Genomic DNA, 9,877 nt, shown 5'->3' with positions numbered 1-9,877 from the left:
CAAAGCCCTACTTATACCCATCCTGGAGTTTTCTGGCCTGTGCCGGATGAACAGGTTTCAAAGGGGTTTGATTTTGGTCTATGAGAAATGCGTAATTGCACATGATTTTCAGGGCTTCTTCAGCCACTCAGTTAAACTGTCAGGTTGGCCTCGACAAACTTCAAAGGGCTTTTTATGTCTGTAACACTACCTTCATTCATCGTTGGTATTCAGTTTAATTACAGACCACAGAGCCAAGTGCTGGCGTTTACACTTGGGTGTGATGACCCTCTCAAGGTAGCCTACCTTTTTACAGGATTTATGGCTGAGTCTGCACGCTCGTCCCTTTCTAGGTCAACAAAAATCGAACAATGTCAATCAACAATGTCAATCAACAATGTCAATCAACAATGTCAATCAACAATGTCAATCAATGTCTAGCTTTCAACGAGCGGCTTTAGCGATGTTTTCGGCCCAAATCGTATCTTGGGACTGACTGGAGATTTCGCTTTGGTCTCCTGAATAACTATACCGATAATCGGTTTGTAAAAAAATATGTAACAACAGGGTCATCACAATGGCTAGTAGTAATCTTTCTGAGAGTAATCGCTGGCCTATATTATTACTCTGTTTCTTCATTCTGTCCTTGTTCATGACGGCCACTCTCCCCTCTACTCACACTCCTAGTATAAACAATTTACCCTGCCATCCGCAAAAAGACTGAACTCAATGGGCTAAATTTATGAACTGAATGGGTAGGAGAGTTGAGCGTAATCTGGTATTACTCTGATTATTGCAGAATCGCCTAGGATTCTACTGTTAATTACTTAACGAGAAGCCAAAAATCCGCAAAATTCTGCTAATCGGCGTAGGATTTATAGGGAACATTACGTTAAAAAATTGACAGTCCTCGCATCATCACCGAACTCAACCCTCCTAAGAGGTTGAGTAGGGAAATGCCGAGACCACTGCCCCCTTCTGGGTTATTGCGCTGCTCAACATAACTTAAAAAAGCGGCAACGGCTTGTTGGCCTTGTTCATTGTTATTTTCTTCAAAAATTGCGATCGCGCGTTTTGCATCTTGTAATGCTGCGGCCTCGTCGGTTAAACGATAATACATTAATCCCCGGCCAAAGTAAGCCGGGGCATAGTCCGGGTTTAATTGCAAAGCCCGATTATAATATTCAATCGCACCCACATAATTATTACGATTGGCCTCCACTGCGGCCATAGCATAATACCGTTCGGCGGTTTCTAATTCCGGTAAACCAACGGCCCCGTCTAAATAAGCTAAATCTAAGCGAGTCCCCCAAGTATAAGCATTGGCCAGATACGCTTGCCTTAAATCTGTACCGGAAATGGTTGCACCGATGAGGTTAGCCCCCATTAAATTGGCACTATGGAGGGAAGTGGCCGTTAAATTCGCCCCCCGCAAGTCGGCCCCTGCTAAATTTGCCTGACTGAGGTTAGCAAAACTAAGATCAGCCCCTCGCAAGTCGGCCCCCCGTAAGTCGGCCATCACTAACCCTGCATTGGATAAGTCACAGCGAGGACATTCACCTGTGGACATCAGTTGTCGCACTTGTTGCAAATTTTCCCCTTGGACGGGGAGAGGAGAAACAAGGGTAAACAAGAGTAAGCTGGTGGTTAAGAGGGATTTTTTCATGGTTATTGGTTATTTGTGCTTGGTTCTTGGTTTTTGTCAAAATCGTCTCTCATCTTTCTCTGGGGTCTCTGTACCTAGAGGGGTTCAAACATCAACTCTCAACTCTCAACTCTCAACTACTTATACCGTGTCAATTGCACTCGATACCGTTGTTTTTTCGTAATTGACACTTCTCCCACTTCCACTCGGCCTTTCCCAGTGACCGAAATTAAATCCCCCGACTCGACAGTGTGACTGGGTTGTTTAATTTCTTTCCAGTTGACTCGTACATCCCCCGATGAGATGGCATCGGCCATTTTACTGCGCGACATCCCCAACCCGGCAGAGGCAATGGCATCTAAACGCATGGACGCTTCTACCGTAGTCATTTCTTTCTTTTTGGGAGGCCGTATCTTGAGTTCACTCAAGTCAATGGGTTGAATTTTAACGGGGACAGACCGCACACTGGTTAAGGCCGTGGTCAAGAAGTCCACTAACTCTGGGACAACGATGACCTGGGCCCCTCGTTCGCCTAATACAATGATATCGCCGACTTTCTCTCGGACAATCCCTGTGCTTAAAATTGCTCCGAGAAAGTCCCGATGGGTGGCAGGGTCAAATAGGAAATTTCCGGCAATATCTAAGGCGGCCAGTTCTACCATAGCGGAGTCGAGAGGGAGTTCGGAACGTGCGATCGCAATTCGTTTCCGTTCCGCTTGGGGATATCCCCCCCACCCCAACAACTCTACTTCGGTTAAATTACGAAATTTCTCCTCCACTTCTACAAAAATCGGAGGGGACAAAAAATCTGTCGTGATAATTTCCCAAGTCCGCAATGCTTGTTCCGCTTGGTCAATGACACGGGCGACTTCTTCCCGATTTTCAACCCCTTTTAATAATTCTTCTCTGGGTAGCATTTCAAAAAATAGCAATCATTATTAATGTTTTTTACCATATTTCTGAGGTAAAAAGCAATATGTAATTTAATGATTTAGAAATTATTAAATTACTTTATTGTAAGCTCTAAAGAGCTTACTACCAACCTACTAAAATACTTTTAAATAGGTTTCTTTAGGTAAGCAAAAATACTCTGATTTCTGCTCCCTAATCCCTGTTCCCTGTTCCCTGTTCAAAAAAACTTATTTCATAACTCAAATAAAAACACTATATATTTTATAATAATTAAAGTTGAGTATGAATAAGACATTGACTGAAGTATCTCGTACTGACACACCTCGCTCTGACTACGACTCTCCTTGGAAAGAAGCGATTACGCTTTATTTTCAGCCCTTTCTAGAGTTCTTCTTTCCCACGGTTCATGATGCCATTAACTGGAATCGAGGCTATGAGTTTCTAGACACCGAATTTCAGAAAATTGCCCAAGATGCAGAAACCGGACAAACCAGCAGTGATAAATTAGTCAAAGTTTGGTTAAAAAATGGCCAAGAAACGTGGCTTTTGATTCACATTGAAGTCCAGAGTCAAGCTGAGATAGACTTTCCGAGACGGATGTATATTTATAATTATCGGATTTATGACCTCTACTCTCAGCACGCTTTGAGTTTAGCGGTTTTAGCCGATGATAACCCAGCTTGGCGACCCACAGAATATAATTATGAACGATTAGGGGGACAAGTTATCTTCCGGTTTCCCACAGTTAAACTGTTAGATTATACCGAAGAAACCCTAAACGAAAGTCAAAATCCTTTTGCGGTCATTGTTGCCGCCCATCGAGAAAACCAAAATACTCGTAATGATCTCCAACGTCGTTATCGAGAAAAGGTACAAATTGCCAAAAGTTTATATCAACGGGGCTATGAAAGACAAGATATCATTAAGTTATTTCGGTTGATTGATTGGCTCATTGCGTTACCTGAGCCAATGGAACGAAACTTTACACAAGAAATTCACCAGTTTGAGGAGGAAAGGCGGATGCCCTATATTAGTAGTGTTGAACGGTTTGCTATTCAAAGAGGACTCGAACAAGGACTCGAACAAGGACTTGAACAAGGACTCGAACAAGGACTCGAACAAGGACTTGAACAAGGACTCGAACAAGGACTCGAACAAGGACTCGAACAAGGACTCGAACAAGGAAAGTTACAAAAAAGTCGGGAAAATCTCTTAGACGTGCTGCAAGTGCGCTTTGACACCGTTCCTGATGGGTTAGTAGAGGGGATTAATCAAATCAATGATGAGGCCACCTTAACTCGCTTGCATCGAGAAGCGATTACTATTAACTCCCTAGAAGACTTCCAAGAGTTAGTCAATGATGTGGGTTAAGGACTTTGGGTGGGTGGAGAGGCATTGCTGGTTAAGATAACCTGTCTTTTGTCAAATGTTGAGGAGCGTCGGGGGATAGAAGGGATAGAGGAGATAGAGGAGTATTGAAACAAGAACAGTTTAAACCTCCCTCTCCCCCATCTTCCCATTTCCCGACTCCCGACTCCCCCATCTACGGTATAGGAGTTGGGGAGATCGTTCTCCCTGACTCGCCTGGTTGTCCAATGTCCTGTCTCCTAAACCCTACACAACGTCTTACAATAGGAAAGTAAGTGAACACCCCTAGCGCGTGAAATTTGAGTGAATAAACGGTCATCCTCTAACTCCCTAGATGTAACAGAACTGTTTCCCTTTTCCCTTGATCGGTTTCAAGAAGACGCGATCGCAGCTTTAAATACAGGTAAGTCAGTCGTCGTCTGTGTCCCCACCGGGTCTGGGAAAACCCTCGTGGGAGAATATGCCATTTATCATGCCTTAGAAGACGGGAAACGGGTTTTCTATACAACTCCCCTGAAAGCTCTCTCTAATCAAAAATTTCGGGACTTTCGAGACCTCTTTGGCCCAGATCGGGTCGGAATTTTAACCGGAGATGCGTCCATTAATCGCCAAGCTCCCATTTTGGTGATGACCACGGAAATTTTCCGGAATATGCTCTACGGCACACCTATTGGCCAAGTGGGAACGTCTCTCGAAGGGGTGGAGACGGTGGTGTTGGATGAATGCCACTATATGAACGATAGCCAACGGGGGACGGTCTGGGAGGAGTCAATTATTTATTGTCCCCATAAAATAAAATTGGCGGCACTGTCGGCCACAGTGGCCAATGCAGCAGAATTAGCCGATTGGATTGGTCAAGTCCATGGGGAAACTCGGCTCATTCAATCCAATTTTCGCCCAGTCCCTCTCGAATTTCACTTTAGCACCATTAAAGGCTTATTCCCCCTCCTCGATGGGAAGAAAAAGCGCATGAACCCCCAATTAAAACCCAAAGGACGAGGGAAACGGGGAGGACGGCAACGGGTGCGTCGAGAAGATTGTCCCTCAATTGGTCAGGTGGTGACGCAGTTGAGTGAGAAAAAAATGCTCCCTGCGATCTATTTTATTTTTAGTCGTAAGGGGTGCGATCGCGCCGTTGAGCAGATGGGCAACTTTGAACTGGTGACACCCGCAGAGGCCGCAGAATTAGAACGACGCATTGAGGAGTTTTTAGCAGCAAATCCCAACGCTGGACGAACGGGACAAGTTGAACCCTTAGCCAGAGGCATTGCGGCCCACCATGCGGGCATTTTACCCGCGTGGAAAGGGTTGGTCGAGGAATTATTCCAACTGGGATTAGTGAAAGTGGTATTTGCCACAGAAACCCTGGCCGCAGGGATTAATATGCCGGCCCGCACCACCGTTATTTCAGCCATTTCTAAACGTACCGATATCGGCCACCGTTTACTCACGGCCTCGGAATTTCTACAAATGGCAGGCCGCGCAGGCCGTCGGGGAATGGATGAACAAGGATATGTTGTCACTGTGCAAACTCGCTTTGAGGGGGCCAAAGATGCAGCAAAATTGGCGTTAAAACCCGCAGACCCCTTGGTGAGTCGCTTTACCCCGACTTATGGCATGGTGTTGAACCTGTTGCAAACCCATACCATTCAGCAAGCAAAAGAGTTATTAGAGCGCAGTTTTGCCCAATATACGGCTACTCTGAAACTTGAACCGGAGAAACGGGCGATCGCGGAATTAACCACCGAACTCGCTAAACTGGATATAGAACTCGCTCACATTAACGAAAAACAGTTTAGCCATTACGAAAAGCTCAAAGAACGACGCAAAGAAGAACGTCGTCTGCTGAAAAGCCTACAACAGCAAGCAGAACACACCCAACGGCAAAATATTGCTCAAGCATTAGTCGAGATGACCATTGGCCAAGTGTTGTATTTGAAAGGAAGGCACGTCCGCGTCTCTCATCCCTTACCTGCGGTTCTCTTTGCGGAAGCTCCTGGGAGTGGTCAATTACCCTATTATGTCTGTTTAAGTGCCGAGAATCGCTGGTATGTGGTGTCGAGTAGTGATGTTATTGCCTTGGATCAAACCACCTTACCCCAGTCTCTCATTAATTCTATTTTTCCTCCCGAAGATTTACCCATTCAGTTGGGCCAACAACGGAAAGGGGATGAAAGTAGTGCAAATTTGGCTAAACTCCTCCCAGAGACTCCAGAGAAGGGGTTTGCTGCACCGGAAGTTTTAGAACAACAGAAACGTTTAGAAGCGGTTGAAGAACAACTGGACAATCATCCCTTGAATGAATTTGGGAAACCCGGGAAACTGATCAAACGACACAAACATCGGTTATCCTTGCGTCAGGAGTTGCGCGATCGCCAAGAAAACTACAAGGAACACCAAACCCACCATTGGCGAGAGTTTATGAATTTGGTGAAAATGCTGCGGGAATTTGCAGCCCTAGAGGATTATACCCCAACGGCATTAGGTCAAGGAGCCGCCGCCATTCGCGGGGATAATGAATTATGGTTAGGGTTGGCCTTTTTATCGGGAGAATTGGATAATTTAGACCCCCAAGATTTAGCTGCGGTAGCTTATGCGCTGATTTCTGATCCTCCGCGTCCGGATAGTTGGACGAATTATTTACCACCGGAAGGGGCGTTAATTGCGATCGCGCAACTCCAACCCATTCGTAAACAACTCATTCAACGACAATACCGTTATAAAATCGCCATCCCCGTTTGGTTAGAAGAAGAAAACCTCGACTTATTAGGCATTATTCAACGCTGGGCTTTAGGGGTAGAATGGGAAGAACTCTGCGAAAATACCAGTTTTGACGAAGGGGACTTAGTGCGAATGTTACGTCGCACCATTGACTTACTCTCCCAAATTCCCCACGTCCCCAATGTCTCCGACACCTTAGTTAAAAATGCCCGTCGTGCCTTACAGTTAATGGAACGTTTCCCCGTGAAAGAAATGGTAGAGTAAAGCAAAGATTAGCCATGAAAAACACCAAACAACTAATTTTAGACGAATTAAACCATATTCCCGAAGCGAACTTAGAACAAATTTTACAGTACATTCGAGAGTACAAAGCTAATTTGCAACCAACAAAGCAAACTCCAAAAGCAATCTGGGAAGTCGCGGATGACTTAATAAACGCTGTTCCAGAGGAAGTTTGGGAGCAATTACCTAAAGACGGAGCAGTGCAGCATGATACTTATCTTTATTCTCAAAACAACGATTAACATAACCCAGAATGAAAACTATTTTTGCTGATACTTTTTATTGGATAGCGTTAATTAATAAAACCGATGAATGGCATAAACAGGTGAGAAGCTATAGTTCATCCCTCAAAGCAGTTACGATTGTAACTACAGAAGAAGTATTAACAGAAACCGTTAATTTTTTCTCCAATTATCCTCCTTTAATAAAGCAAACAGTATATAACTTTGTTGTACAAATTATGGCTGATCCTCATATACAGGTTATGGTTCAAGAACACAAGTCATTTACGAACGGATTATTATTATTTCAAAAACGTTTAGATAAAGGGTATAGTTTAACCGATTGTATTTCTATGGAAAGAATGAAAAATCTAAATATTTATGAAGTATTAACCCATGATCAACATTTTCAGCAAGAAGGATTTTTAATTCTCTTTCCCTAACGCTACATATTGGCTTGGCCAATATGTGTTGGCCAATCTATTTTCCTAAACAGGTGATCTCCCTTTAGAGATGAGAGGAGTGTATAAAGAAGGGAGATAAGGACGGGTTATTGTGTATCGGGTTGTTGATGAAAAATGGTGATGAAAGTGAGAGGAATGATTGCAAGGGACTGTGACTCGTTTATAGTGAAATTGAGTGATTTTTGAGTCAGAGTATCGAACGGTAATGAGAGCGAACGGTAATGAGAGCGAACGGTAATGAGAGCGAACGGTAATGAGAGCGAACGGTAATGAGAGCGAACGGTAATGAGACGGACAAGGAGGAGGTCTTGTACAACAAGCGTTTTATTTTGAAGCTGGTGACAGGACTTGAACCCGCGACCGTCTCATTACAAGTGAGATGCTCTACCAACTGAGCTACACCAGCACAGCGCACGAACTATCGTAGCATAATGGGAGATAACGTTTCAACCTTTTCTCCTTTGATCCGGCGGAGTCGCTAGAGGGAGCGGAATATCTGTGTATGGGATGGGAAGGCAGATATAACCAAGACTCCAACCGTGGACTATTCTCCCGTCCGTCTCAGCGATCTTAACACCTAATCTTCCCAGAAACGACGGGCAATTTGTTCACCATCCAAATTATAGAGCGCGTCGAGTAAATGAACTTGTAAACTGCCCGGCCCTTTGGCGGTTTCTGCTGCAATTTCTCCTGCAATGCCGATTACTGCGATCGCGTGGGCAGCCGCCAAGGTAGGATGATTATTGACGGCTAAAAATGCCCCAATTAGTGCTGTCGCAGTACACCCCATTCCCGTCACTTTGGCCATGAGGGGATGACCATTTTTGCATTGTAATACTTGGTCGCCTTGGATAATATAATCGGTTGCTCCGGTCACGACTACAGTACAATTTTGGGTAGTGGAGAGGTCTTGAGCGACTGTGATCATGGTATCAGAGGAGGTGGTACTGTCCACCCCTTTGGTGCTGCAACTACTCGCGGCCACTGCGCCAATTTCTGAGGCATTACCGCGAATGACGGTTGGGGTGGCCTGTTGTAAGAGGTGTTGTAGGGTTTCGGTGCGGTAGCGGGTAGCCCCTGCACCGACGGGATCAAGTACAATGGGAGTTTGGATGGCATTGGCTTGCTGCATGGCTTTTTCCATGGCTTCTATCCAGCGATCGCTCAATGTGCCAATATTCACTACCAAGGCAGAGGCTAAACTGACCATCTCCTCCATTTCTGCCACCGCATGAGCCATAATGGGGGATGCGCCAATGGCTAGCAAGGCGTTGGCGGTACTATTCATGACGACATAGTTGGTAATGTTATGCACCAAGGGAACGCTTTGTCGCACCCCTTGTAAGTCTTGCCAGATGGAGTTGGTATCTAAAGTCATTTGGTAATGGGTAATTGGTAATGGGTAATTGGGGATAGGGGATAGGGGAGATGGAGGAGAAACAAAGAACCAACAACCCACAACCCACAACCAAGCACAAAGAACCAACAAAAAAACTAAGTAGCATAAAAGAAAGAGGGAATCACCTCAACCTCCTGAGATGCCTCGTAGAGCCAATCTTGCATTGCGGGTAATTCCCACACCGCCCGGGCATACGCGCCGGAAATGGGGTCTAGGGGAACATCGTAGGTGACAAAACGGGAAATCACCGGGGCAAACATGGCATCAGCAATGGAAAAGTCGCCAAAGAGAAAATCTCCGCCTTGGCCAAAGGTTTGGCGGCAATGTCGCCAGATTTCGATAATACGGTTAATATCGGCTTGAACACTGGGGTTCATGCCCATGCCTGGAAACCGACTACGGCAGTCCATGGGCATACTCCGCCGCAAATCCGCAAATCCGGCGTGCATCTCTGCACTGACGGAACGGGCTACCGCTTTGGCGTTGGGATCACTGGGCCATAACTGAGGGGCAAGGGTTTCGGCGACATACTCGCAAATGGCCAAGGATTCCCAAATACGCATTTTATCGTGTAAGAGGACGGGGACACGGCCTGAAGGAGAATATTGCCGGATTTCCTGATGGGTTTTGTGGGTATCCAGTAGAATTCGCACTTCTTGGAAGTCTAGTCTCGCCTGTTTCATCGCTAACCAAGAGCGAAGTGACCAAGATGAGTAATTTTTGTTGCCAATCACAAGGGTAAGTTGAGACATGGGCTAGGGAAGGAGAAAGCAATTTGAGGAATCAGCAAGATAGCCGAATTCAGATTATCGGGCTTGTTCTTTCTGTAGTGTATCGTGGACGGGGTATGGCCGTCATGGGAGAGGAGGGGTTTTGGGAAAGCGCG

At 45.5% G+C, this 9,877-nt stretch carries 9 protein-coding genes and 1 tRNA gene; 4 read left to right on the top strand and 6 right to left on the bottom strand.

Annotated features, from left to right (window positions below; translation table 11 throughout):
• Positions 1-423: 423 nt before the first annotated feature.
• From PN462_RS05085 to PN462_RS05075, 3 genes are all read right to left on the bottom strand, one after another.
• Positions 424-618, bottom strand: a complete 195-nt coding sequence (locus PN462_RS05085) for a hypothetical protein (protein WP_272126931.1) — start codon at positions 616-618, stop codon at positions 424-426.
• A 253-nt stretch (positions 619-871) separates the two neighbouring features.
• Entirely contained in the window at positions 872-1,645 is a 774-nt protein-coding gene (locus tag PN462_RS05080) for a pentapeptide repeat-containing protein (RefSeq protein WP_272126930.1), read from the bottom strand.
• A 116-nt stretch (positions 1,646-1,761) separates the two neighbouring features.
• The gene (locus tag PN462_RS05075) at positions 1,762-2,541 is read right to left on the bottom strand and encodes a photosystem II S4 domain protein (protein ID WP_272126929.1); all 780 of its coding nucleotides are present in this window, start codon (positions 2,539-2,541) and stop codon (positions 1,762-1,764) included.
• 277 nt (positions 2,542-2,818) lie between these two features.
• On the opposite strand from PN462_RS05075, the gene PN462_RS05070 reads away from it, so the two are divergent.
• The 4 genes from PN462_RS05070 to PN462_RS05055 all read left to right on the top strand — a co-directional run bounded on the left by PN462_RS05070 (position 2,819) and on the right by PN462_RS05055 (position 7,571).
• A complete protein-coding gene (locus tag PN462_RS05070; RefSeq protein ID WP_272126928.1) occupies positions 2,819-3,907 on the top strand; it encodes a transposase in 1,089 nt (362 codons plus the stop codon).
• 300 nt (positions 3,908-4,207) lie between these two features.
• Complete coding sequence (locus PN462_RS05065; protein WP_272126927.1) at positions 4,208-6,889, top strand: DEAD/DEAH box helicase; 2,682 nt, start codon at positions 4,208-4,210, stop codon at positions 6,887-6,889.
• Between the two features lie 14 nt (positions 6,890-6,903).
• Positions 6,904-7,149, top strand: coding sequence for a hypothetical protein (locus PN462_RS05060; RefSeq protein ID WP_272126926.1), 246 nt, complete (start codon positions 6,904-6,906; stop codon positions 7,147-7,149).
• Between the two features lie 11 nt (positions 7,150-7,160).
• The gene (locus tag PN462_RS05055) at positions 7,161-7,571 is read left to right on the top strand and encodes a type II toxin-antitoxin system VapC family toxin (RefSeq protein WP_272126925.1); all 411 of its coding nucleotides are present in this window, start codon (positions 7,161-7,163) and stop codon (positions 7,569-7,571) included.
• A 354-nt stretch (positions 7,572-7,925) separates the two neighbouring features.
• On the opposite strand, the gene PN462_RS05050 is transcribed toward PN462_RS05055, so the two are convergent.
• From PN462_RS05050 to PN462_RS05040, 3 genes are all read right to left on the bottom strand, one after another.
• Positions 7,926-7,998: transfer RNA gene (locus PN462_RS05050), tRNA-Thr, on the bottom strand.
• Positions 7,999-8,169: 171 nt separating this feature from the next.
• Positions 8,170-8,970: a hydroxyethylthiazole kinase gene (gene thiM, locus PN462_RS05045; protein ID WP_272126924.1), complete on the bottom strand. Its 801-nt coding sequence runs from the start codon at positions 8,968-8,970 to the stop codon at positions 8,170-8,172.
• A gap of 116 nt (positions 8,971-9,086) precedes the next feature.
• Complete coding sequence (locus PN462_RS05040) at positions 9,087-9,743, bottom strand: glutathione S-transferase family protein (RefSeq protein WP_272126923.1); 657 nt, start codon at positions 9,741-9,743, stop codon at positions 9,087-9,089.
• Positions 9,744-9,877 lie beyond the last annotated feature (134 nt).

It is taken from the genome of Spirulina sp. CS-785/01, assembly GCF_028330525.1.
Taxonomy (GTDB): Bacteria; Cyanobacteriota; Cyanobacteriia; order Cyanobacteriales; family Spirulinaceae; genus JAQMSD01.
The sequence above is the reverse complement of the archived record's forward strand: the minus strand, read 5'-3'. Positions and strand labels throughout refer to the sequence as shown.

What these genes read in the sequence shown, in the direction of transcription:
- PN462_RS05085 (WP_272126931.1), bottom strand. Translation starts at nt 618, where the DNA reads ATGAAGAAACAGAGTAATAATATAGGCCAGCGATTACTCTCAGAAAGA.
- PN462_RS05080 (WP_272126930.1), bottom strand. Translation starts at nt 1,645, where the DNA reads ATGAAAAAATCCCTCTTAACCACCAGCTTACTCTTGTTTACCCTTGTT.
- PN462_RS05075 (WP_272126929.1), bottom strand. Translation starts at nt 2,541, where the DNA reads ATGCTACCCAGAGAAGAATTATTAAAAGGGGTTGAAAATCGGGAAGAA.
- PN462_RS05070 (WP_272126928.1), top strand. Translation starts at nt 2,819, where the DNA reads ATGAATAAGACATTGACTGAAGTATCTCGTACTGACACACCTCGCTCT.
- PN462_RS05060 (WP_272126926.1), top strand. Translation starts at nt 6,904, where the DNA reads ATGAAAAACACCAAACAACTAATTTTAGACGAATTAAACCATATTCCC.
- PN462_RS05055 (WP_272126925.1), top strand. Translation starts at nt 7,161, where the DNA reads ATGAAAACTATTTTTGCTGATACTTTTTATTGGATAGCGTTAATTAAT.
- thiM (WP_272126924.1), bottom strand. Translation starts at nt 8,970, where the DNA reads ATGACTTTAGATACCAACTCCATCTGGCAAGACTTACAAGGGGTGCGA.
- PN462_RS05040 (WP_272126923.1), bottom strand. Translation starts at nt 9,743, where the DNA reads ATGTCTCAACTTACCCTTGTGATTGGCAACAAAAATTACTCATCTTGG.